This is a genomic window from Ruegeria sp. THAF57, from assembly GCF_903914075.1.
Taxonomy (GTDB): domain Bacteria; phylum Pseudomonadota; class Alphaproteobacteria; order Rhodobacterales; family Rhodobacteraceae; genus Ruegeria.
The window spans coordinates 16,177-37,304 of record NZ_CAIWNQ010000012.1 but is presented as its reverse complement, the minus strand read 5'-3'; the positions used below and the strand labels follow the sequence as shown (position 1 = coordinate 37,304).

Genomic DNA, 21,128 nt, shown 5'->3' with positions numbered 1-21,128 from the left:
CAAACGAGGAGCATTGCATGAGCGAAGATCGTTACGTCGATATCATGGGGCTGAGGACGCGCTACCGGCAAGTCGGCACGTCCGGTCCGGTGGTGCTCCTCGTCCACGGGATCTATTCGTCCATCGAGGACTGGCAGGGCAATATCGGCCCGCTCGCCGAGCGATACCGGGTCTGGGCGGTGGACCTGCCGGGCTGCGGCAGGACCGACAAGCCCGCCGATTTAGACCTGTCGCTCGATGCGCAGGTCGCGTTTCTGCGGGCCTTCGTGACGGAACTCGGGCTCGAAAGTTTCCACCTCGTGGGGCACTCGATGGGCGGACGGCTGTCATTGGGGCTCACGCGCGCAGAGCCGGCTCGGGTCCGTTCGCTGACCCTCGTCTCGCCTGCAGTGATCGGCTATGAGACCTACATTCTCTTCCGGCTCTCGACCCTGCCGGGGCTGGGAGAAATGTTGACCTGGCCGAACCCGCTGGGGATGCGGATGCTGATGGGGGAGGTCGTTCATGACAAGAGCCTGGTGACCGATGAACTCGTGCGCGCAAGACTGGCCTTCGCCCGCATGCCAGGGGCGCAACGCGCCTTTCTGAAGACCCTGCGTGGATTGTCGAACCTGTTCGGATTCCGCCGTGAACTGGTGCGTGACCTGCATGGTTGGCTGGGCGAAATCGACCAGCAGGTTATGGTGATCTGGGGCAAGCAGGACAAGCTAACGCCAATGCATCACCTGCGATTCCTCGAGCAGGGAACAAATGCCATTCGCAAACGTCTCTATGATGGCTGCGGTCACCTGCCGCATCTGGAACACGCGGATCGGTTCAACGCGGATCTGACGGCTTTTGTCGCGGATGTCGACAACCCGTGACTGTGGCACGCCAAAAAGTGTGTTCCGGTATCCGTGCATTCGTTAACAAAACACCCCGATATCGCGCCCTTAGTGACCTGCCCCCCGAAACCTCCCGCACTTTAATGTAGAGTTTGCTCAACCTCTTGAAGGAGCAAACAGATGCGAAAGAGCCGTTTTACAGAAGCGCAGATCATCGGGATGATCAAAGAACAGGAAGCCGGGATGCCGACGGAAGAGGTCTGCCGCAAGCACGGTCTCAGCCAGGGCACATTTTATAAATTCAAATCCAAGTATGGCGGCATGGAAGTGTCTGATGCGGCCAAGCTGAAGGCTTTGGAGGATGAGAAGGCAGGCATCCGATTCCGGCGATCTCGCGCCGTTCCCAGATTTCTTCTCAGCACCTTCGAATGTAACATATATCGCGTGGTGACATTTCGCGCATCGTGTCCGTTTCGCGGGCATGAACTTGCGGGACCGTGTAGCACAGAACATCCAGGAATTGAGACGCGCCCGCGGCCTCAGCCAGGAGGAGCTTGCTCATCGGGCCGACGTGAGCCGCGGCCATATGGGCAAGGTCGAGAACGCCAAGTTCGCGGCCTCCCTCGACCTTCTCGAACGCATCGCCAAGGCGCTCAATGTCGACCCCGAAGAACTCTTCGCGAAACGCTAGTGCGCTTCCTGAGGCTTTGATCCCGTCACCCAACGCGAGAGACATAACGGCAAGAACGATACGAGTGGCGCGGGTACATGGCGAAGAGAAAGACTGGCTGGCCCTTCCTGGAAGGGTTTATCATCGACGGAACGCAGGAAACCCATGTGTTCACCGACTATCGCTGGGATGATGGAAGCGTGAGCCGCCGCCAATTCGTGGATCCTGACAGTTACGACCCTACGCTTGTCATAGTACGGCCAGTGTCACTCAAACTGTCGGACAGACAGCATCAGTAGGAAAACCACTCCGAGTGACCCATGTTGCCCTCGTAGTCGCCGAATTCGACCATGATGCTGCGGGAATAGAAGTGCCAAAGGCCGCCACCGCTCGGATAGGCGATCTCCTGTCCGCTTTCCGAGACGAATGTCGTGGGCCAGGGCGTGTGGGACCCGTAGACCCGCTGGATATAGCGGCAGGTCCGGTTCTCACGATCGCAGGAGCGGATCGACCAGTCCCACTGACGCGGCTCGTCACGCGGCTCGTAGGAGCGCCCGGTGAACCAGATCACATGGGTCCGGTTCAGCCATTCGTATTCGGGCAGGTTGGTGTCGAGCTCGCCCTCGCCGCCGGGCCCGCCCAGCTCGACCGGCACATGGGCAAAGGTGCATACCCCGAAGGGCGGCAGGCTCGGCCAGGGCGTGATGCGGCGGATCATCGTGCGATAGGCCCGCGCGCAGACAGCACTCGGGGGGAAACCACCCGCCATGCAGAGCATGATGGCGCAGTCGATGTCATAGGCTTGCGCCTTCTCCGGGGCTCCGAAGCCTGCCAAACCCCCGATTATCGCCGCCATTACTTGTCGTCTCATGCCACTCTCCCGCAAAAGTTGCGGCAACTATCGTGCAATATGTAGTTTTCTGCAATATGTCGTATTGACTCTATATAACTTTATGGCCTTAGTGTCGTGAAGTAGAAGGGCTCTCGTGGGGAGAGTCCGAACATGCCGATAGCGCGCAACCAGATCCTGATCACCATAGACGGTGTCAAAGACTTGTCCGAGAAGGGCATCGCGTTCCGCTGCCGGTATGAACTCGTGGGGTTCACGGACGATGGCAAGCCGCGCTACCAGTGCATCTACCTGCGCGAGGGCGAACCGGAAGCCATTCTGGTCTCAACCCGGATCACCCCGCACGGTCCGGAGCCGCGGTATTTCAACATATGGCCAGGGCTCTTCAAACATCATCTCGAGTTCGGTGACGGGCGCGATCTGCGCTTTGGTCCTGATTACAGCATCACCCTCGAGGAGCGCGGCTGACGTCATCGCCTTTGGCCGTGACGGGGCGGCCCGGACCTCGGGCTGGACCTTTCATGGCGCGCGGCCTGCGTGGGTGGGGCTGAGTGATAGCGCTGAGGCCGGGGTGGTTCTTGCCTCGCTGGATGCCACACCGCCGTCTGGCCGCGACGACATCCTCTCCCTGATCCGCACGACTGCTGACCGGCACCAGGGGAACCGTGCCCTGCGGCAGGTCGGCCTCGATGAGGACGACTGGCTGGTCCTTTTCCAAGCGCTGGTCGAGGCCGAAAGCAGCTACAATCCGACTGCCGTGAGCCCCAAGGGTGCCTACGGTCTTGGCCAGCTGATGCCAGACACGGCCCGCAGCCTCGGAGTCGATCCGCGCGATCCGTCCCAGAACCTCGATGGCGCCGCACGCTATCTGCTCGCGCAGATCGCCACGTTCAAGGACATCGATCTGGCGCTCGCGGCCTACAATGCCGGGCCGCATCGCGTGGTCGAATATTCCGGAATTCCACCCTTCGCCGAGACCCGCGACTACATCGCGCGCATCCACCGGATCCGGGCCCGACTCGCGGGCACATCCGTTTCCGCGCCGGACATCCGTGTCGCGACCCGCGTGCCAGCCCGCGCGCCAGTCCTCATCGATCTTCAGTAAAACAAGGGAACTTCGCATGCTTCGACATCGCCTCAGCCGCCTCTTGCCTGCCGCCACAACCCTGGCGGCTTTCGCAACGCCCGCCCTCGCGCAAGACTTGTCACCCATCCAGACCATGCTGGAAACCGTCGAGGCCGCGCTGACCGGTCCGATCGGGATTGCGGTCGCCACGCTCGCGGTCATCGGCACCGGCTTCATGTGCATGATGGGGCGCCTCAACTGGGGCTGGTTTGCCTCGGTCATCATCGGGATCGTCCTGATTTTCTCGGCTGGCACCATCGTCGACGGCTTCTCGTGACATTCCGGCAAAATAGCGTCCTACGAGGGACCCGAACGCGTTGTGCTTCGCAAACGCTGCCTCGGGTCCCTCTCCGGACACACATTTCCTTCTAAGCCGGAATATCACCCTATGGCAGAACGATCCCCCCTCTTTCTGGGCCTCGCCCGACCGCCCAAGTATCTGGGCCTCCCTGTCGGATACCTCGTGGTGCTGGCGACCGGGGTCGTTCTGCCGTTCATCTGGACGAAGTCTATGGTCTTCTTCCTGATCGGTATCATCGCCTATCCGATCCTCTGGTTTGTCGCCGACCGCGAGCCGCATTTCTTCGAGGTCTTGCGCGTCTCCTACGGTTCGGTGCGCCCGACGAAGAACCGCACCCTGCATGGAGGGGACAGCTTTGGCGCTTGATACGGGCACACTTTCCACTCACGGAACCGCTCTGCTTCAGGCTGGCGGCGGGGCGTTCGCGCGGGAGAGTTATCTCGCGGAACACCTGCCGTATTTTGCCCTTGCCGATGACGATGTCATGGTGCTCCGCGAGGGCGACCTCATGGCGAGCCTGCGCTTTGATGGCCTCAATCCGATGACCAGCGAAGACACCCGGCTCGATGCGCTCAAGCGCGCGGTTGCCGCCATCGTCGCTCAGACCGGCAATGCCTTCGGCTTCTACATCCACCGGATCTCCGTGCCGCAGGATCTCGGAATGCGCCCCATCGAGGGAGACAGCTTCGCCGCCGCGATCGACGCGCGCTGGCAGGACCATGTGAAAGACCTGCGCCCGGCCAAGCGCCAACTCTATCTCAGCGTCATTCGGCGGCCTGATATCTCGGCGCGCATTCCGCTTCTGCGGGCGCTGGCCCGTAAGGCCTGGGTCAAGGACCGCGCGACGCGCCTGCAGGAGCTGAACGAGGTCATGGGCTTCTTCGAGGTGGCACTTGCCTCGGCCAATCCCGTGCGGCTGACCCGCAAGGGAGGCGAATGGCTGGGCTATCTCAACACGCTGAACGCGGGCAGCTTCTCCCCCATCGCCTTCGGGCAAAGCGCCTTGCCCCTCTCACATACCTTGAGCAATTGCCGCGCGACCTTTGACGGCGACGTCGTCACCCTGACCGATGCCGTGACCGGTCAGGTCAAATATGGCGCACTTTTCTCGATGAAGACCTATCCGGCCCTCACCGACGTGACGCTCCTCGACGCGCTCGACCTGCCGCTCGACATCGTGCTGACGAATTCTTTCAGCCCGATCCCGAACAACATCATGGCCGAACGCATCCAGCGCATCATCCGCCAAATGCAGGCCTCCGACGATGCCGCCGTCTCCCTGCGCGAACAACTGGGCCAGGCCGCAGACGACCAGGAAGCAGGCCGTATCGCCTTCGGCGACCATCACCTCTCCATCGCCGTCTATGTGCCTGACCGCGACACGCTTGAACGGGCAGCCGCCCAGATCAAGCGCGTCGGACAGGAAATCATGTCGGTGATCGTGCGCGAAAACATGGCGCTGAAAGCCACCTATTTCGCGCAATCCCCCGGCAATTTCGGCTACCGCGCCCGCAAGACACCGATCTCCTCGATCAACTTTGCCGACTTCGCGGCCCTGCATGGCAGTGTCGAAGGGCGCGGCCCGGATCAGTCGCCCTGGGGCCAGACCATTTCGGTTCTGCCGACAGTCGGCACCTCTGGCTACCGCTTCAACTTCCACGAGGCGGGAAGCTCGGCCAAGGAACCGACCGTCGGACACACCCTCGTTCTGGGGCGCACCGGCACGGGCAAGACGCTCACCACCGCCTTCCTTGCGGCGCAGGCGCAGCGGGTCGGCGCGCGGCTCTTTTTCTTCGACAAGGATCGCGGGCTCGAGATGGCCGTCCGCGCCCTTGGCGGGCGATACAATGAAATCCGTGCCGGTGTTCCCACGGGGCTGAACCCGCTCGCCACCGAGACCGACGAGCGCGGCCGCGCCTGGCTCTCGGACTGGCTTGCGACACTTCTCACACGGAATGGCACACTTTCGGGCGAGCAATCTCGCCATATCCAGAGTGCCGTCGGGCAGAACGCCGATGCGGGCGTGGCGCTGCAGCGCTTCGCCAGTTTCGAGACGCTGTTCCAGTCGCTCGATGACGACGGCGAGTTGCAATCCCGCGTTGCCGAATGGGCCCCGGGCGGACGCTATGGCTGGGTCTTTGACGAGCCCGAGCGCGGCGCGGGCCTCAAACTCACGGGCGACATCGTCGGGTTTGACATGACCGAAATCCTCGACATGACCACCGAGCGCATGGCGGTGCTCTCCTATATCTTCCGTCAGATCGAACGCGTGGTCGAAGACCGCCGACCCACCATCATCGTGCTCGACGAGGCCTGGAAGCTATTGGACGATCCCTACTTCGGGGCGCGGCTGGAAAACTGGCTGGTCACGCTTCGGAAGATGAACTGCGTCGTGATCATGATGACGCAATATCCGAGCCAGTTGCGCGACAGCCGCGTGGGCAAGACCATCGTCGAGACGGTGCCGACCCAGATCCTCTTCCCGAACGATCGCGCCACGTTCTCCGATTACGACTTCCTGCGCGTGAACGCCAAAGAGGCGGCTCTTCTCGTCCAGCCTACCATCGGCCAGCGCATCGCGCTCGTTCGCTCGGCGGGCGACAGCGTCTTCGTCGATGCCGACCTCTCCGCGCTCGGCACCCTCCTCCCCATCCTTGGCGGCGGCGCCACCGGAGAGGCCCGCGTACCCGCCGATTGGCGCGCCAATCCCAATTTCTGGAGAAATGTGCTATGAGTTCGAAACCCCTCTTTATGCTTTGCGCCGCCGCAGCAGTCCTTCTCTCAGCTTGCGAGAAATACACCGAACAAACCTCGCCCTGCTTCGGTCGCAATGGCGAACCGCGGGTGACGCGCGCGGCCCTCTCTTTCTCGACCATGGGCGCACCGGTTAAGCAAGGAAGCAAACCCGACTGCAGCTTCGAGCTCCTGCCCCGTCCGGAATGAGCCGCGCCGCGATCATATCCGCCGGGCTCTGCCTCGGCCTCAGTGCCCTGCCCGCGCATGCCCAGGGCGTGCCGACGCAGGACAATTCCGCGATCGGCCGCGCGATCGCGCGGGTGACGGCGCTCGCAGAGGATCTGGGCGTCCAGCAGGACAAGGATCGGACGGAGTCCACTCTGGCGGACGTACAAGCCGACCAGCTGCGCGTCCTCGAGGAGATGACCGCCGCAATTACTGGTCCCGGCTTCGATATCCGCGCGCTCGAGGGCAATGCGGATTTCGGGGTGGCGGCGGTCTACCCGAACACCGATCCAAGCCCCATGAACAGCCGTCTCTTCGGCGAAGGCCGTGAGACCGTCGAGATGATGATCGTCGAAGTTGCGGGCGAGTTCGCGAGTGCCCCCGGTGTGGCCCGCGCCGGTCTCTCGGCCACCCAGTGGCGCTGCCTCTTCCAGGCCCTGATCAAGCAGGAGAGCCGCTTCAACGTCGCGGCACAAAGCCCGGTCGGCGCCTATGGTCTGACCCAGCTCATGCCCGGCACGGCCTCCGACCTCGGCGTTGACCGCTATGACGTGAAGGACAACCTGCGCGGCGGCGCGCGCTATATCACGACCCAGCTCGATCGCTTCGGCAATATCCCCCATGCGCTCGCAGCCTATAACGCGGGGCCGGGCCGGGTCATTGAATATGGCGGCGTGCCACCCTTTGCCGAGACGCAGGGCTACGTGCGCAATATCTCGAAGTTCTACAACGAATACCTCGCCGTGGTGGGCGGCGCCGACGCGCTCGGCACACTCTCGCCCTCGGACTTTGCGTTGGCCGAATATGCCAGCATCTCCGAGGCGGGCGTCTATTACGCCGCCGACAGTTTGGCCACCACCGAACAGGTGATCAATCGCCTGCGCGCGATCATCCTGCAGATCGATGCGCAGCCCAATGCCAAGGCGGCCTGGGAGCTCAACACCTACGCCAAGGCCGAGATCGGCCGCATCCTCAACCTTCGCGTCCGGCTGATGGCCGCCAACCAGCAGCGCGAGGCGGCCTATGCGCAGCACCTCGTCGCCGACCGGCTGGCCGAGCGCGACTTCATGCAGATGGGAGTTCCCGAATGAGACAGCTTCTCCTGACCGTAGCTGCGGTCACCACACTCGGGTTTGCCTCGCCCGCTGCTGCCCAAGGCGTGCCGACCTTCGATGGATCACAGCTTGGTAAGCTCGTGGCACAGCTCGAGCACATGGCCGAGGACCTGAATGTCCAGATGCAGCAGCTCGCCACCATGCGGCTGGAACTGGAGACCCAGTTGTCGCAACTGACGAACCTCGAGGCGCAGCTGACCTCCTTGATCGAAGGCAGTGGGCTGGGCGAGCTTTTTGCCACGGTCGAAGAATTCCGCGCGCTCCGCGGCAAGCTGGTTGCGCCCCTCAATACCGCACAGTCGCTGGCGAGTGGCGATTTTCTGAGCGGGTTCAATCCCGGCGCCGAGCTTTCGGCCTCGGTCGAGCGGGTGCTGTCTGGCAGCGGTTTCACCTCGGAGCGCCTGAGCACGCTCTCGGGCTCTGATCAACCCGCCGACAACCGCATCGCCGCTTCCGCCGGGGCCAGCGCCATGTTGTCGGTCGCGGCGCAGGAAAGCCACGAGGAGGCCGGTCAAAGCCTCGAACGGCTCGAGACCATGGTCGGGCTCATCGACGATCAGGACGGGCTGAAGGCCGCCGTCGATCTCAATACCCGCGTCACCGCCGAGCTCGGCATCATCCTGACCCAGATCTGGCGGCTGGAAGCGGCCCAGGGCGTCAGTGCCGGTCAACTCGGCGTTGTCGATGCCGCGACGCTGGCAGATGAGCGCAAGTTCCGCTCGATGGCGGTGGATCCATGAGCAAGTCCAAACTCACCCCGAGCTGTTTCACCTTGATGGAAGCTGGCCTCCTCAGCCTTTCGCTTGCCCTGCCGGTCGGTCTCCTCGTCCTGCCCGACCCGGCCTTGGGTCAGGATCGTCCCTTCACCTCGATGGAAATCGCACGGGATGACGCCGATGCGTGCCGCGTCCCCAAACCCCCGGTGGATCTCGCCGAGACCGCATACTTGCGCAATGGTTACCGCGCGATCCTGCGCATCCTGATCGCCGAAGAGGCACTGGCCACAGAGAACTGCACCTGCCTGCTGGACGACTTCACCTGGGACCAGGCACTCATCGCCCTGCCCCGGTTCCAGACCTCGGACAATCCACGCCTGCCCTTCAAGGTGCTCGATCTCTACGCGCAGGCCGACGCGTTCGAGGCGCAAGTTGCGGAGGCCTGTGTAAAGTAGATGGGTGTTATTCGCGACATCCTGAGCCAGGTCGACGCGGCGGTGGATACCGTGGCGCAGGACGGCTTTGTCTCCTCGGCAGGTGCTGTCGGTGACGTGATTTCTGCCGGGGCCGCGCTCCTTGTCGTGCTCCTCGGGATCAACGCGGTGATGCAACTCCGCCCCCTGCCCTTCGGCACCGGCTTTGCCTTCGGCATGAAGATCGCGCTCGTGGGGATCTTCGCGCAGAGCTGGGACAATTTCAGCATGATCTACGACATCGTCACGCGCGTGCCCGACTCCGTCGGAGCCTCGATCCTTGCGCTCACCGGCTCGGGCGACGAGGCCGGCGTCTATGAGAGCCTCGACAACATGGTCGCCCGCATCACCGCCTATGGCGACACGATCGGCGATCGCGCGGGCTGGGTCTTCGGCGCGGTCCTCGGTGCCATCTTCTTCGTCCTTTCCGCCGTTTTCGCCGCCGTCACCGCAGGGATCATCGCCTTCGCCCGCATTGTCTTCGCGCTGATGATCGTGATCGCTCCCTTCATGATCGTGACCTCGCTCTTTAAACCGACGCAATCCCTTTTTGAGGCCTGGACTCGCGCCACCATCGGCTATGCGCTCATGCCGGTCGCCGCCGCAGGGGCCGCGGGCATCATCGTCGCGATCGCCGAGGCCATCGGGGACGCCTCCGCCGATCCGGGCGATGTCGAGACCGTCAGCCTCATCCTGCCCTTTCTCGTCATCCTGATCCTTAGCGCCGGGATCATGGCCTCGGTCCCCTACATCGCCTCCAACCTCACCGGCGTGGTCGGCATTGCCTCGAATGCCGTGGGGCTGACCGGCCTCGCGCGCCAGGGTTTCGTGAACACGCGGGAGTATGGCACGGGTGCTGCCTCGCGCCTCGTCACCGGCAAATCGCCGCAGGAGCTGAACCAAATGGCCAATGCGGGCGTGGTGAAGACCGGCGAGATGATCCGGCAAAGCCCCGGCGCGCTCCTCTCCGCCGCCAAGGCCTTCCGCAAACCCTGATGTGAAAGACGATTGACTTGAAGAAGAAGGTACTTAGTTCCTCCGCGCCTGACCGCGACGCGTTTGAAGCGGATTTCATCTACGGGCCGCGGCGGCGCGAGCGTTTCGCCTGGTTCGTCGCGGCGGCCGGCGTGCTGGTCGGCGTGGCCGGCATGGTCGCGGGCGCGAGCCTCTTTCCGCTCAAATCGACCGAAACCTTCGTCGTCGTCGTCGACAAGGAGACCGGCGAGATGGACCGGGTCGCCGCTGTTCAGGCGCTGACCCTTTCCGAAAGCGACGCCATCATCCAGGCCAATCTCGTGGCCTATGTCGATGACCGCGAGACCTATGACCTGACAGATGGCGAGCAACGCATCAACTCGGTGCTCGATCGCTCGGATGGCGATGCCGCCCGCACATTGCGCGATCTCTGGTCATCTACCAATGAGGACTATCCGATCACCGTATATGGCCGTGACGCCAAGATCGAAGTGGTCATCAAGTCCGTGAATCAGATCGAGCGCGGCGTGGCCCAGGTCCGCTTCACCCGCACGCTGCGCCGTCCCCGCGACACCCGCACCGTGACCCGATCCTACGTGGCCACCGTCGGCTACGACTTCCAACCCGAAACCCGCCAGCGCCTTCAGGACGTCTGGGCCAACCCCTTGGGCTTCGTGGTGACCTCCTACCGCGTCGACGCCGAGACCCTGGAGAATTGACCCAAATGAGATCTCTACCTGCGCTCCCCACCATGGTCCTCTTGGCGCTTGCCCTTCCTGTTGCCGCCCTCGCCGAGGCCACCCCGCAAGGCGGCCCGCTCGACATCCGCATTCGCACCGCCGTCTACAATGAGAACCAGGTCTACAGGATCGAAACCGATCTTCGGCATTCAACGACGATCCATTTTGGGGCGGGGGAGCGCTTCGAGGCGGTGATTGTCGGCGACACCGAAAGCTTCCAGGTCGACCCGATCCCCGAGCTTGGCAACGTGCTGACCATCAAACCGCATGTGGCCAATGCCTCGACCAACATGACGGTGATCACCAACCGCCGCACCTATTCCTTCCACCTGCGCGAGGGCTCGATCCCGAACCGCACCGGCATGTTCTTCGAGGTCCGCTTCCGCTACCCGGACGAAGAGCGTCGCACGGCAGGTGCAACCCAGCCCAAGGGCTTTGAGGCCCCGCGCAACTACAACTACCGCGTCTCGGGCGAAGGGGATTTCCGCCCCAGCCATATCTATGACGACGGGCGCTATACGTATTTCGTCTTCCCGGAGAACGGTCGCCAACCTGCCCTCTTCAAGGCCGATGACCAGGGCCGCGAACGCACGGTGAACTGGACCCAGCAAGGCAACACGGTCCGGGTGCTTGGGGTGAACACCTACTGGACACTACGCATTGGCGACGAGGTGATCTGCGCCTGGCGCGACGAGCGCACCATATACGTGAGCAACTGACCATGGCCGATCAAACCCCTCCCGATCTGCAGGACCGCCTCGACCAGTTCAGCCAGCGCGGCAAATCCAAACACCGGGCCAACAGCCTCGGGGTTGGTGCTCTCGCCGCCGCCCTCGCCCTTGGTGGCGCCGGCGTCGCGTATTTCCTGGCCACCGGGCTTCGGACAAGTGACAGCGCGCTTGAGACCTCCGATGTCGAGACCTTTCAGGACCGCCGCCCCGGCACCGGCGGGCGGCTGGAGTTTCCACCCGATGAGACAGAGCAAAGGGTCAATGACGCGCTGATCGCTGTCGAGGAAGCGCTGGACGTGCCCGCCGCCCCTGCCCCGGAACCGAGCGCCGAGGTGCTGGCCGAGATCGCCAAGCTCCGCGAGGCCCTCGCCGCCAGCCAGGCTGCCCGCAACTCGGAAATCCAGTCCGCCGTCGCAGACCTGCGCGAGGCCTTCGACGAACAAAAGGAAGCGCTTGAAGCGACGCTGACCGCAAAGGAAACCGAGCTGGCCAACCTGCAGCGCCAGACCGATACCCGCATCGAAGGGCTGCAAGCCTTGCTCGATGCCGAACGGGCGCAGCGCGAGGGACTGGAGGCAGAGTTGGACCGCGAAGGTTTGATCGCCGACCAGCGCCTTCTCGAAGAGCGCCGGCGTCAGGAAGAGGAGCAGCGCCAGCGCGAGGCCGAACGGGTCGCCGAGGAGCTTTTGACCGCGCAGATCAAATCCCCCGCCGTGGTCTACGCAGACGGTCCGCGTGGTGGCCAAAGTGCAGCGGCGGAGGCCGACACTGCGGCCGCTGTCGCCGGGGAGCCGGTCCTGTCAGGAAACGAGCAGTTCCTGCAGAGCGCGCGACCGCTCGAAGTGCAAGAAGCCGCCCGCCTCACCCATCCCGAGCGCACGCTGACCCAAGGGTCCGTCATCCAGGCCGCGCTCCAGACCGCCATCAACAGCGATCTACCCGGGTCTGTCGTGGCGGTCGTCTCCGAGCCGGTCCCGGCGTTTTCCGGGGACCGGATCCTGATCCCCCGAGGCTCCCGCCTTTTTGGCCAATACCGCTCCGGCATCGAGATGCACCAGAAGCGCATCCTAATCCTCTGGACCCGCGTTCTGACACCGGACGGAACCTCGATGGAAATCTCCGCCGTGGGCGGCGATCAACTCGGTCGCTCAGGCCTCACCGGTCTCGTGGACACCAAGTTCGCCGAGCGCTTCGGTGGCGCGGCGCTGATTTCCGTGATCGGGGCAGCACCGGCCGTGGCGGCGGAAAGTGCCAACAACGAGACGACAAGCATCGTCCTGGGCGATGTCGGCAGCGACCTGCAGGATGCGGTCGGGTCCGTCATCGCCGAGCAGGTTTCGATCGCACCGACGATCTATGTCGATCAGGGTGCCTCGGTCACCGTGCTCGTGGACAGGGATGTGGTGATCTACGGGGGTTCCGGTTCACAATGAAAAAGAAGCATCAGGTTTCGCGTTCGAGCCGCAGGCGAGAGGCAGCGAAACCAGGTTCAATATTACCGGAATCACCGAATTGATGGATCAGGCGTCACCATCCTCCTACCTCGAGCGATATCTCGACCCGTTCCGCGACCTTCTAAGGCGTGACGACGTGGTCGAGATCGCGATCAACCCGGACGGCAAGGTCTGGCTCGAGGTCGCAGGCGACGCCACCATGCGCCACGAAGGTCAGACCGTGGATCGCACCACCGCCCTCAACATGGCCCAGACCATCGTCGGCGACGCCAAGGCCCGCGTCTCTGAAAAGAACCCCCTCGTCTCCGGCAAGGTGGAATATGCCGGCCGCCCGCTTCGGGTCCAGGTCGCCGTGCCACCCGCCATCGATCGCGGGGCCTCGATCACCATCCGCCTCTTCGCCTCGGGCAGCGTCCAGGATTACGCCCCCGCCTATCTCTTCGGCAAGGCCGTCTCGCTCGATGCGCTCCGCGCCGAGAAAATGAAAAACATCGCCAGTCTCGCCGAAGAAAGCCTCGAGGCCGCACTGCAAACTCTTGTCGAGGCGCGGCTCAACGTCCTGATCAGCGGCGGCACCTCGACCGGTAAGACCACCTTCGCCCGCCACCTTCTGACCCATGTCAGTGAACACGAACGGCTGATCACCATCGAAGACGCCTTCGAACTCTTCCCTGGTCAGCCGAACACCGTCGCCCTTCTGGCCGACCGAGGTGCCGGGTCGCAACGCAGCGCCAACGCCCTTCTGCAGGCCTCCCTCCGCATGCGCCCCGATCGGATCATCGTTGGCGAGCTGCGCGGGGCCGAGGCCTTGACCTATCTCGAAGCGATCAACACCGGTCATGGCGGCTCGGTCTCCACCATCCACGCCGAAACCGCGGAACTCGCCATCGATCGGTTGGCGATCATGGTACTGCAGGCGGGAACGCCGCTGACCTTCGCCGAGGTGCGCGAGTACATCCGCAAGTCCATCGATGTGATCGTACAACTGGGGCGGGCCGAGGGGAAGCGGGGGATTACGGAGTTCTATTTGCCGGGGTGGTGACTTACATCATTGAAGCCGTACTTTGCACACATTTGGCGCAGCGAGTAAGCTTAAGCCTGTAACCTACAGCAAGAAGGCTTGCGACCTTACACTTAGGCTATACGTTTGACACAAATTCTCAGGTGTGTGTTTTGCCCGAAAACAACTCGGCGGACCTGCCTAGAAAGTGGACGGCGATCCCAATAACCACCCCCCAGAAGGCCGAACCGATTCCGAACAGGGTCACACCAGATGCCGTGAACAGGAACGTCAGCAGCCCCGCCTGAGCATCTTCAGACGCAAGCATCGCACCGGTGAATTTCAGGATAGGTTGTAAGAGCGCGAGACCAGCCAGCAGGGCAATAAGCGCCGTCGGCAAAAGCACCAGTACTTCAACGATGGTCCCGGCGAAAACGCCGCCAAGGCAGAAGAAAACGCCACAGGCGATGCCGGCGACATAACGGCGGTCGGGGTCTTCATGGCTATCCGATCCCGCACAGAAGGCTGCGGTGATCGAGGCCAGAGCGGTTGTTATTCCGCCCAAGAGCGCGGCCAAGACAGAGACAAGGCCGCCAACAATGAGGATCGGATTTGCCGAAATCCGGAAGCCATTGGCCCTTAGGATCGCCATCCCCGGAAGGTATTGTCCGCTCAGTGTTGTGATGAGCAAAGGCAATGCCAGGCTCAGCATGGCCCCCATTGAAAAGACCGGTCCGCTGACTTCGAGGGACGCGAAAACCACGCCCACGGTTCCAACCGATGCATCGTAGAAGACGGCGCTGATCAACAGTGCCGAGGCCAGCAGGACAAGCATGGAATAACGGGGAAAGAGCATCGCGCAGACGGCGAAGACGACGATCAGCAGCGCAATTGCGGCAGGATCAGTTGCCAATCCTCCGGCGGCCTTTAGGCCGAATCCGAAGAGTATGCCAGCCATCATTCCATTGGTCACCGAAGGCGGGAGGAGTTGTACAAGCCGTTCGAAGACGCCGGAAAAGCCGATGAGCACCAGAATCGCTGCCACAGCGACATAGGCACCGACCATCTCGGCGGGTGACAAGGATGTCCCGAGAGAAATCAGAAGGACCGTGCCAGGGGCCGACCATGCCATCGCGACCGGAACACGGAACCACAGGCTGAGCCCGATGCTCGACAGCCCAGCTGCCACGGAAATTGCGAAGACCCAGGACGAAAAACCCTCCTTCGAGGTGCCCACCGATTCCGCAGCGCTCAGATAGATCAGAAGCGGACCGGCGTAGGACACAAGGACTGCAAGAAAACCGGCCCCGATTGCGGAGCCGGAATGTCATTCAGGCGTAGCCCGTGATATCTAGATGCTTCAGACAATCGTTGCCTCGGTCGCCTTGATGATATCGTCGCGGGAGACAGCATCGGCGCATTCGACGATGTGCAGGCCCTTGTGGGTCACGTCCAGAACACCGAGGTTGGTGATGATCCTGTCGACCACGCCTTTGCCAGTCAACGGCAACGTACACTCCTTCAAGAGCTTGCTGTCACCATGCTTGTTGGTGTGATCCATCACCACCACAACACGGCCAACACCGGCAACGAGGTCCATCGCACCGCCCATACCCTTCACGAGCTTTCTCGGGATCATCCAGTTTGCGAGGTCACCCTTCTCGGAAACTTCCATTGCACCCAAGACTGCCGCGGCGATCTTGCCGCCGCGGATCATTCCGAAGGACATGGCGCTGTCGAAGTACGAGGTTCGGTTCAGCTCGGTGATCGTCTGCTTGCCGGCATTGATCAGGTCCGGGTCCTCTTCGCCCTCGAACGGGAACGGACCCATGCCGAGCATGCCGTTTTCCGACTGCAGCGTGATATCCTTGTCGCCGACGTAGTTGGCGACAAGCGTCGGGATGCCGATCCCGAGGTTCACATACATGCCGTCTTCGAGTTCCTGTGCGGCACGTGCCGCCATCCGGTTGCGATCCCAGGGCATTATGCTTCCTCCCGCTTGCGTGTTGCCCCTTCGGACCGCGCTCGCGTTGTGCGCTGTTCAATCCGCTTTTCGTGTTCGCCCTGTATCAGGCGGTGCACGTAGATCCCCGGCAGATGGATATGGTCGGGGTTGATCGAACCGCGCGGCACGATTTCCTCGACCTCGGCTACGCAGACCTTGCCGCACATGGCGGCGGGCGGATTGAAGTTGCGCGCGGTCTTCCGGAAAATCAGGTTGCCTGTGTCATCGGCTTTCCACGCCTTGACGATCGACAGGTCGGCAAAAATGCCCTCTTCGAGGATGTACTCTTTGCCGTTGAACTCTTTGACTTCCTTGCCTTCGGCGATCTGGGTGCCAACACCTGTCTGGGTGTAGAATCCGGGGATGCCTGCCCCGCCAGCGCGCATGCGCTCGGCCAACGTGCCTTGCGGGTTAAATTCCAGCTCCAGTTCTCCGCTCAGATACTGGCGCATGAACTCGGCATTCTCGCCGACGTAGGACGACATCATCTTCTTGATCTGGCGGGTGGCCAAGAGCTTGCCGAGGCCGAAGTCATCGACGCCCGCATTGTTCGAAGCGACGGTCAGGTCCTTCACGCCGCTTGCCATAATGGCGTCGATCAAAAGTTCCGGAATGCCACAGAGGCCAAAGCCTCCGGCCGCGACCAACATCCCGTCATGCAGGAGGCCATCCAGAGCCTCGGCGGCTGTTTTGTATACCTTGTTCATGATGCGCGTCCTTTTGAGGCATTCGCAGACAAGCGCAGTCCAAGAATGCGGCGCGCCTCTTGCCACGTTGCCACCGAGCGATCGTTTCTTTCACAAATCTCAACAGCCCGGCGCACCAAGGCTGCGTTGCTGGGAGCGAGCGTGTCGCGATCAAGTCGAACGTTGTCTTCCAGACCGGTGCGGGCATGACCCCCCGCAGCGATAGCCCATTCGTTCAGTTTGAGCTGGTTGGCACCAATGCCCGCGGCGCACCATGGAGCGTCTTCACCGAAGAGGCGGCGCACGGTGTGGATGTAGTAGTCGAACACATCACGATCGACCGGCATCGCGTTTTTCACGCCCATCACGAACTGGATGTAAGGCGTGCCCACAAGCTGACCTTTGTCAGCCATGTCCTTGGCTTTCAGGATATGGCTCAGGTCGAAGGCTTCGATCTCCGGTTTGACGCTGTAGGTCAGCATTTCGCTGGCCAGCCAGTCCACCAGATCAGGCGGGTTTTCGTAAACACGTGTCGGGAAATTGTTCGATCCGACGGACAGCGAGGCCATGTCGGGCGAAAGCGGCAACATCCCGCCACGCGTCTGACCCGCGCCTGATCGCCCTCCGGTCGAGAACTGGATGATCATGCCGGGGCAGTGTTTCTCGATCCCTTCTTTCAGCGCGGCGAACTTCTCAGGGTCTGAAGACGGAGATTCATCATCGTTGCGCACATGGGCGTGCACGATGGTGGCCCCGGCCTCAAAAGCCTCGTGTGTGGAATCTACTTGTTCCGACACACTGATCGGGACAGCCGGATTGTTGGCTTTTGTGGGCAGGCTGCCCGTGATCGCCACACAGATAATGCAGGGATTGGTCATGGGTGTACTTCTCCGTTGGATGCGACCGGACGGGTGCCAGCATGTGCGGGTTCAGGTTTCAGAAAGGAACGGTCGAAAAGTGCCGGACGCTTGCGCAATGCCTCGGTGGCCTTTCGCTCGTCATCGGTGAAGAACATCCAGTCTGCGTCGGCTTTTTCATGTTTCTTGCATCCGGGACACGGGGTTTTCGCGTTCGTGCACATGACTCCTCCTCCTGCGCAGGGGTTATCGGTCAGGTAGTTTTCGCCGCCGGGCTTGGCATCTTTTCCAGTGCGTCCACGAAGAACGGGCGGAAGCCCTCAGGGTGTTCGCTCATCGGAAAGTGGCCCAGTTCATCCATGACGGCCAAAGTGGCGCCAGGAATGGCGTTGGCGGTTCGCTCGGCATCCTCGGGCGTGCAGGTCAAATCATAGGCGCCTACGATGATGTGCACCGGCGTCTTTGCAGTATCGATCGTTGGCAAGCGCGGGATCAGGCTGTCATCCTTGGTGTAAAAGCTCAGATCGCCGCGGAAAACGCCCGGACCGCTTTGCATGAACATCCAAAGCGTGTTCCAGCGTTCGGAGTTGGGCGCAAAGGGTGAGATGTTGGCGGATACGAGAGCAGCACCCATCTCGCCGCCATGGGCATCGGGTCTGTGGAACCAGTCGATGTCGTACCAGGCAGGCTGAAAATCCGACGCTTCGATCGCAATGAAGCCGCTAAATTTTTCCGGGTGAAGCGCCGCGATTTGGAGGGCAATGCGCCCGCCCATCGAGCAGCCAGCAAGGACTGGGCGATCAAGGCCCAGACAGTCGACGACGGCCAGAACGGTTTCGATGTAGGCTTCTGTCGTCAGGAGGTATTCCTGTGTCTCGAAGCCTTCTGGCGGCAGCGATTTGCCGTGCCACGGCATGTCGAAGGCGATCAGGCGGTACGATGCGGTGATCTCGGCGTCATTCATCAGGTGACGCCACTGGCGGGTATCGGCGCCTGCGGTGTGCAGGCAGATGACCGGACGCCCTTGCCCCGCCTCTTCGAAATAGATACGGCGCGGGGCACCGCTCATGGTGGCAGTTACATAGCGACCGGTGATCGGTTCGATGCTCATGCTACCAACTCCTCTTTTGCACGGGCGAGAGTCAGCACTTCCTTGAAGAAGCGCAGGTTTTTGACGAGGTTCAGAATGTCGCCATCGACCCGACCGCGACCGATCTTCACCAGTCCAAAGATGTCATGGAAGCCGGGTTCGGGGCGCGCTTGCCAGAATTTGGTAAGAGCCTCGGAGTCGGTCCGCAATGCAAAGCGCCAAGGCGTCTTGCGGCTTGGGCCCTCTACGACCGATACGATGTGCCCCTTGTCGAAAGTCAGGTAAAATTCGTCACCGCCCACCTCGATGAGCACGGTTTCGGAAAACAGCCGGCCGAGGCGCAGCAAATGCGGCGTTACCTCAAGGCGTGTTTGTATGTGCGTGAAGGTGTCGATCACCTTGGCCTCCCATGCGTTAATAAGTTGAGCAAAAGCTGCCACGATCGCGAACCCGTCGGCCATACCGGCAAGGGTATGGGTCAATACTCTACCTTGAGGTCTTTGGAAAAACACCGGTTCACAGGACTCGGGTTACCGTCGGTATCAAGCAATACCGTTGTGGGCATTGGGGAAATCTGCGGACTCGGCAAAGTCTGTATTGCGACGAGAGGCAGTCAAGCAACTCGTAACCGGATCTACAGATTGCCAGGAGGAGGAACTACCCATGGGCATCGTCAACCAACACAACATCACCGACGTCGTGATCGCGAGCCTCGGTAAGCATGGAGACATCACCGACCGCCAGCGCGAACTCGCGACTGGCCTGGTCAAACACCTGCACGCATTCATCAAGGACGTGAAACTGCAGCATAACGAATTCCTGTTCGTCTGCGACTACCTCGCCCGCGCTGGTAAGCTCTGCAATGACAACCGGCAGGAGTTCATCCTTCTGGGCGACATCCTTGGCGTCGAGGTTCTGGTCGACATGATGACCAATCCCGTCGAAGGCAACGAAAGCGAATCCACCGTTCTGGGCCCGTTCTACCGCGAGAACCCGCCGGTTCTGCCCAAGGGCGGTTCGACAATCCAGAAGCACTTTGACAACGAAGAAACCGCGTACTTCGAGGGCTACATCAAGGATGAAAACGGCAACGGCATCGCCGGTGTGACGCTCGACGTCTGGGAAGACGCGCCGAACGGCGTCTACGAAAATCTCGACCCCGACCAGCCCGAATACAACCTGCGCGGACGGTTCGAGACCGATGAAAACGGCCATTACGCTTTTGTCGCCGTGCGCCCCGTCCCCTACCCGATCCCGGACGATGAAACCGCCGGTGAGCTGCTGCGCTTCATGGGCCACCACCCGAACCGCCCGGGCCACATGCACTTCATCATCTCGAAGGATGGCTACCGTCCGCTGATCAGCCAAATCTACGACGCCGACAGCGCATGGCTCGAAGAGGACAGCGTCTTTGCGGTCAAGGAAAGCCTGATCGGCAAGTTCAAACCGGCTGCCGCCGACCTGGGCACCGACCTGCACTTCGAGTTCGATTTCGTCCTCAAGACGGCCGCCAACGGAAAGGCGACCGCCGCCGAGTAATCCCCGATACCTCCCTGAAGACTGGCCCCCGCAAGACGGGGGCCTTTTTTTTTTCGTTTAGAGGTATAGAATATCGTAAGTTCTTGGGAGGACGGCGAAAATGAATTTCAAACAGCTGACCTATTTCATTGCAGTGGCAGAGGAGCTGCATTTCGGGCGCGCCGCAGAACGCCTCGATATGGCGCAACCCCCGCTCAGCCGTCAGATCAAGCAGCTCGAGGAAGACCTCGGCGCAATCCTGTTCAACAGGGGCCGGAGCACGATCACCCTGACACAAGCAGGTGAGCGGTTGCTGAAGCGCGGCAAGACAATCCTCGCAGAGCTTGAAGACACGCAACTGGAAGTGCGTCGGCTGGGACAAGGGGCGGAAGGACGACTCAGGATTGGGTTCGTCGGCTCTGCCACATACGGAATTCTGCCAAACATCATCAGATCGTATCGGGCGAATTACCCGGACGTGAACCTAAGTCTGATCCCGATGAACAACGCCGAACTGCACCGGTCCCTGGTGTCACGGGAACTGGACGTTGTATTTGCGCGCCCAACCCTGAAGGATCCCGAGTTCCTGTCAAAGCATTTGGTTGAAGAAAAGCTGATCCTCGCCTTACCTGACATCGTCGATACGGGAACTCGGACAGTGGCCAAGCTCGAACGGCTGATGACCCACCATTTGATCCTCTATCCCGAACGCCCCAGGCCCAGCTATGCCGACATGGTTCTCAAGGCGGTTGAGGATGCGGGATTCGAGGCGCCCCTGCGCATCTGGTGTATGGATCTGCAAACCGCCCTCAGTCTTGTTGCGGTCGGTGAAGGCGTGTGCATTGTCCCAGAATCCGTCGCCAATGCGCCGCGCAAGGGTATGAAGTTTCTCAATATCGAACCCGAGATCGCGCGAACTGAACTCTCGGTCAATTACCGCCTCGATGAACAGGGCGTTCACGTCAAGAATTTCGTTAACATCGCGCAGAAAGTCGCGCGAAAGAGCCCTGTCAAAAAGGGGTGAAGGTGCAAAGCG

The 21,128-nt window shown here is 61.7% G+C and carries 26 protein-coding genes and 1 pseudogene; 19 read left to right on the top strand and 8 right to left on the bottom strand.

The features are described 5' to 3' along the window. The first annotated feature begins 17 nt into the window (after positions 1 to 17). The 4 genes and pseudogenes from RUESEDTHA_RS20005 (at position 18) to RUESEDTHA_RS19990 (ending at position 1,793) form a co-directional block, all read left to right on the top strand. A complete protein-coding gene (locus tag RUESEDTHA_RS20005; RefSeq protein WP_040179405.1) occupies positions 18 to 863 on the top strand; it encodes an alpha/beta fold hydrolase in 846 nt (281 codons plus the stop codon). Positions 864 to 1,004: 141 nt separating this feature from the next. Continuing rightward, positions 1,005 to 1,205 (top strand): annotated as a pseudogene (locus RUESEDTHA_RS20000) (transposase); the annotation flags it as partial. Positions 1,206 to 1,305: 100 nt separating this feature from the next. Continuing rightward, positions 1,306 to 1,515: a helix-turn-helix domain-containing protein gene (locus RUESEDTHA_RS19995; protein ID WP_152460876.1), complete on the top strand. Its 210-nt coding sequence runs from the start codon at positions 1,306 to 1,308 to the stop codon at positions 1,513 to 1,515. 77 nt (positions 1,516 to 1,592) lie between these two features. After that, entirely contained in the window at positions 1,593 to 1,793 is a 201-nt protein-coding gene (locus RUESEDTHA_RS19990) for a hypothetical protein (RefSeq protein ID WP_152460877.1), read from the top strand. On the opposite strand, the gene RUESEDTHA_RS19985 is transcribed toward RUESEDTHA_RS19990, so the two are convergent. Next, positions 1,787 to 2,365: a hypothetical protein gene (locus tag RUESEDTHA_RS19985; RefSeq protein WP_152460878.1), complete on the bottom strand. Its 579-nt coding sequence runs from the start codon at positions 2,363 to 2,365 to the stop codon at positions 1,787 to 1,789. The genes RUESEDTHA_RS19990 and RUESEDTHA_RS19985 overlap by 7 nt on opposite strands. A 132-nt stretch (positions 2,366 to 2,497) precedes the next feature. Between RUESEDTHA_RS19985 and RUESEDTHA_RS19980 the strand changes: the two genes are divergently transcribed. The 13 genes from RUESEDTHA_RS19980 to virB11 all read left to right on the top strand — a co-directional run bounded on the left by RUESEDTHA_RS19980 (position 2,498) and on the right by virB11 (position 13,978). After that, positions 2,498 to 2,812, top strand: coding sequence for a hypothetical protein (locus tag RUESEDTHA_RS19980; protein WP_008335576.1), 315 nt, complete (start codon positions 2,498 to 2,500; stop codon positions 2,810 to 2,812). 103 nt (positions 2,813 to 2,915) lie between these two features. Then, positions 2,916 to 3,449: a lytic transglycosylase domain-containing protein gene (locus tag RUESEDTHA_RS19975; RefSeq protein ID WP_180888401.1), complete on the top strand. Its 534-nt coding sequence runs from the start codon at positions 2,916 to 2,918 to the stop codon at positions 3,447 to 3,449. Positions 3,450 to 3,465: 16 nt separating this feature from the next. Continuing rightward, on the top strand, positions 3,466 to 3,747 hold the full coding sequence (locus RUESEDTHA_RS19970) for a TrbC/VirB2 family protein (RefSeq protein ID WP_009574106.1): 282 nt from the start codon (positions 3,466 to 3,468) through the stop codon (positions 3,745 to 3,747). A 111-nt stretch (positions 3,748 to 3,858) separates the two neighbouring features. Then, on the top strand, positions 3,859 to 4,137 hold the full coding sequence (locus RUESEDTHA_RS19965) for a type IV secretion system protein VirB3 (protein WP_180888400.1): 279 nt from the start codon (positions 3,859 to 3,861) through the stop codon (positions 4,135 to 4,137). Continuing rightward, the gene (locus RUESEDTHA_RS19960) at positions 4,112 to 6,505 is read left to right on the top strand and encodes a type IV secretion system protein B4 (RefSeq protein ID WP_180888399.1); all 2,394 of its coding nucleotides are present in this window, start codon (positions 4,112 to 4,114) and stop codon (positions 6,503 to 6,505) included. Before RUESEDTHA_RS19965 ends, RUESEDTHA_RS19960 begins: the two co-directional genes overlap by 26 nt. A gap of 205 nt (positions 6,506 to 6,710) precedes the next feature. After that, positions 6,711 to 7,823, top strand: a complete 1,113-nt coding sequence (locus tag RUESEDTHA_RS19955; RefSeq protein ID WP_180888398.1) for a transglycosylase SLT domain-containing protein — start codon at positions 6,711 to 6,713, stop codon at positions 7,821 to 7,823. After that, complete coding sequence (locus tag RUESEDTHA_RS19950; RefSeq protein ID WP_180888397.1) at positions 7,820 to 8,587, top strand: type IV secretion system protein; 768 nt, start codon at positions 7,820 to 7,822, stop codon at positions 8,585 to 8,587. Before RUESEDTHA_RS19955 ends, RUESEDTHA_RS19950 begins: the two co-directional genes overlap by 4 nt. Further along, entirely contained in the window at positions 8,584 to 9,018 is a 435-nt protein-coding gene (locus RUESEDTHA_RS19945; RefSeq protein WP_239368750.1) for a hypothetical protein, read from the top strand. Before RUESEDTHA_RS19950 ends, RUESEDTHA_RS19945 begins: the two co-directional genes overlap by 4 nt. Further along, positions 9,019 to 10,032: a type IV secretion system protein gene (locus RUESEDTHA_RS19940; protein ID WP_180888396.1), complete on the top strand. Its 1,014-nt coding sequence runs from the start codon at positions 9,019 to 9,021 to the stop codon at positions 10,030 to 10,032. It begins immediately after the preceding gene. Between the two features lie 17 nt (positions 10,033 to 10,049). Then, positions 10,050 to 10,730 (top strand): virB8 family protein, encoded by a 681-nt coding sequence (locus RUESEDTHA_RS19935; protein WP_180888395.1) that lies wholly within the window; start codon positions 10,050 to 10,052, stop codon positions 10,728 to 10,730. 5 nt (positions 10,731 to 10,735) lie between these two features. After that, on the top strand, positions 10,736 to 11,470 hold the full coding sequence (locus tag RUESEDTHA_RS19930) for a TrbG/VirB9 family P-type conjugative transfer protein (protein WP_180888394.1): 735 nt from the start codon (positions 10,736 to 10,738) through the stop codon (positions 11,468 to 11,470). A gap of 2 nt (positions 11,471 to 11,472) precedes the next feature. Next, a complete protein-coding gene (locus RUESEDTHA_RS19925) occupies positions 11,473 to 12,915 on the top strand; it encodes a TrbI/VirB10 family protein (protein WP_180888393.1) in 1,443 nt (480 codons plus the stop codon). A gap of 82 nt (positions 12,916 to 12,997) precedes the next feature. Then, entirely contained in the window at positions 12,998 to 13,978 is a 981-nt protein-coding gene (gene virB11 / locus RUESEDTHA_RS19920; RefSeq protein ID WP_180888392.1) for a P-type DNA transfer ATPase VirB11, read from the top strand. Positions 13,979 to 14,096: 118 nt separating this feature from the next. Here virB11 and RUESEDTHA_RS19915 read toward each other — a convergent pair whose 3' ends face one another. The 7 genes from RUESEDTHA_RS19915 to RUESEDTHA_RS19885 all read right to left on the bottom strand — a co-directional run bounded on the left by RUESEDTHA_RS19915 (position 14,097) and on the right by RUESEDTHA_RS19885 (position 18,972). Beyond that, positions 14,097 to 15,221, bottom strand: coding sequence for a benzoate/H(+) symporter BenE family transporter (locus RUESEDTHA_RS19915; protein ID WP_209227859.1), 1,125 nt, complete (start codon positions 15,219 to 15,221; stop codon positions 14,097 to 14,099). A 75-nt stretch (positions 15,222 to 15,296) separates the two neighbouring features. Further along, positions 15,297 to 15,920, bottom strand: a complete 624-nt coding sequence (locus RUESEDTHA_RS19910; RefSeq protein WP_040179337.1) for a 3-oxoacid CoA-transferase subunit B — start codon at positions 15,918 to 15,920, stop codon at positions 15,297 to 15,299. Further along, positions 15,920 to 16,648, bottom strand: coding sequence for a CoA transferase subunit A (locus RUESEDTHA_RS19905; protein ID WP_040179339.1), 729 nt, complete (start codon positions 16,646 to 16,648; stop codon positions 15,920 to 15,922). Before RUESEDTHA_RS19905 ends, RUESEDTHA_RS19910 begins: the two co-directional genes overlap by 1 nt. After that, positions 16,645 to 17,505, bottom strand: a complete 861-nt coding sequence (locus RUESEDTHA_RS19900) for a 3-keto-5-aminohexanoate cleavage protein (protein ID WP_040179341.1) — start codon at positions 17,503 to 17,505, stop codon at positions 16,645 to 16,647. The genes RUESEDTHA_RS19905 and RUESEDTHA_RS19900 overlap by 4 nt, the downstream gene beginning before the upstream one ends. Next, positions 17,502 to 17,708, bottom strand: coding sequence for a hypothetical protein (locus RUESEDTHA_RS19895; protein ID WP_040179343.1), 207 nt, complete (start codon positions 17,706 to 17,708; stop codon positions 17,502 to 17,504). The genes RUESEDTHA_RS19900 and RUESEDTHA_RS19895 overlap by 4 nt, the downstream gene beginning before the upstream one ends. Positions 17,709 to 17,737: 29 nt before the next feature. Then, positions 17,738 to 18,595, bottom strand: a complete 858-nt coding sequence (locus RUESEDTHA_RS19890; RefSeq protein ID WP_040179345.1) for an alpha/beta fold hydrolase — start codon at positions 18,593 to 18,595, stop codon at positions 17,738 to 17,740. After that, on the bottom strand, positions 18,592 to 18,972 hold the full coding sequence (locus tag RUESEDTHA_RS19885) for a hypothetical protein (protein WP_040179435.1): 381 nt from the start codon (positions 18,970 to 18,972) through the stop codon (positions 18,592 to 18,594). Before RUESEDTHA_RS19885 ends, RUESEDTHA_RS19890 begins: the two co-directional genes overlap by 4 nt. Before the next feature lie 265 nt (positions 18,973 to 19,237). Here RUESEDTHA_RS19885 and RUESEDTHA_RS19880 point away from each other — a divergent pair, with 265 nt between their 5' ends. After that, positions 19,238 to 20,113, top strand: coding sequence for a dioxygenase (locus RUESEDTHA_RS19880; RefSeq protein ID WP_040179347.1), 876 nt, complete (start codon positions 19,238 to 19,240; stop codon positions 20,111 to 20,113). A gap of 100 nt (positions 20,114 to 20,213) precedes the next feature. Next, positions 20,214 to 21,116 carry a LysR family transcriptional regulator gene (locus RUESEDTHA_RS19875; RefSeq protein WP_040179349.1) on the top strand — a complete coding sequence of 301 codons (903 nt, stop codon included), beginning with the start codon at positions 20,214 to 20,216 and terminating at the stop codon, positions 21,114 to 21,116. The last annotated feature ends 12 nt before the right edge of the window (positions 21,117 to 21,128 follow it).

Coding starts and splice junctions, on each gene's coding strand:
- RUESEDTHA_RS20005 (WP_040179405.1), top strand. CDS start 18: ATGAGCGAAGATCGTTACGTCGATATCATGGGGCTGAGGACGCGCTAC.
- RUESEDTHA_RS19995 (WP_152460876.1), top strand. CDS start 1,306: ATGAACTTGCGGGACCGTGTAGCACAGAACATCCAGGAATTGAGACGC.
- RUESEDTHA_RS19990 (WP_152460877.1), top strand. CDS start 1,593: ATGGCGAAGAGAAAGACTGGCTGGCCCTTCCTGGAAGGGTTTATCATC.
- RUESEDTHA_RS19985 (WP_152460878.1), bottom strand. CDS start 2,365: ATGAGACGACAAGTAATGGCGGCGATAATCGGGGGTTTGGCAGGCTTC.
- RUESEDTHA_RS19980 (WP_008335576.1), top strand. CDS start 2,498: ATGCCGATAGCGCGCAACCAGATCCTGATCACCATAGACGGTGTCAAA.
- RUESEDTHA_RS19970 (WP_009574106.1), top strand. CDS start 3,466: ATGCTTCGACATCGCCTCAGCCGCCTCTTGCCTGCCGCCACAACCCTG.
- RUESEDTHA_RS19965 (WP_180888400.1), top strand. CDS start 3,859: ATGGCAGAACGATCCCCCCTCTTTCTGGGCCTCGCCCGACCGCCCAAG.
- RUESEDTHA_RS19960 (WP_180888399.1), top strand. CDS start 4,112: ATGGAGGGGACAGCTTTGGCGCTTGATACGGGCACACTTTCCACTCAC.
- RUESEDTHA_RS19955 (WP_180888398.1), top strand. CDS start 6,711: ATGAGCCGCGCCGCGATCATATCCGCCGGGCTCTGCCTCGGCCTCAGT.
- RUESEDTHA_RS19950 (WP_180888397.1), top strand. CDS start 7,820: ATGAGACAGCTTCTCCTGACCGTAGCTGCGGTCACCACACTCGGGTTT.
- RUESEDTHA_RS19945 (WP_239368750.1), top strand. CDS start 8,584: ATGAGCAAGTCCAAACTCACCCCGAGCTGTTTCACCTTGATGGAAGCT.
- RUESEDTHA_RS19940 (WP_180888396.1), top strand. CDS start 9,019: ATGGGTGTTATTCGCGACATCCTGAGCCAGGTCGACGCGGCGGTGGAT.
- RUESEDTHA_RS19930 (WP_180888394.1), top strand. CDS start 10,736: ATGAGATCTCTACCTGCGCTCCCCACCATGGTCCTCTTGGCGCTTGCC.
- RUESEDTHA_RS19925 (WP_180888393.1), top strand. CDS start 11,473: ATGGCCGATCAAACCCCTCCCGATCTGCAGGACCGCCTCGACCAGTTC.
- virB11 (WP_180888392.1), top strand. CDS start 12,998: ATGGATCAGGCGTCACCATCCTCCTACCTCGAGCGATATCTCGACCCG.
- RUESEDTHA_RS19910 (WP_040179337.1), bottom strand. CDS start 15,920: ATGCCCTGGGATCGCAACCGGATGGCGGCACGTGCCGCACAGGAACTC.
- RUESEDTHA_RS19905 (WP_040179339.1), bottom strand. CDS start 16,648: ATGAACAAGGTATACAAAACAGCCGCCGAGGCTCTGGATGGCCTCCTG.
- RUESEDTHA_RS19900 (WP_040179341.1), bottom strand. CDS start 17,505: ATGACCAATCCCTGCATTATCTGTGTGGCGATCACGGGCAGCCTGCCC.
- RUESEDTHA_RS19895 (WP_040179343.1), bottom strand. CDS start 17,708: ATGTGCACGAACGCGAAAACCCCGTGTCCCGGATGCAAGAAACATGAA.
- RUESEDTHA_RS19890 (WP_040179345.1), bottom strand. CDS start 18,595: ATGAGCATCGAACCGATCACCGGTCGCTATGTAACTGCCACCATGAGC.
- RUESEDTHA_RS19880 (WP_040179347.1), top strand. CDS start 19,238: ATGGGCATCGTCAACCAACACAACATCACCGACGTCGTGATCGCGAGC.
- RUESEDTHA_RS19875 (WP_040179349.1), top strand. CDS start 20,214: ATGAATTTCAAACAGCTGACCTATTTCATTGCAGTGGCAGAGGAGCTG.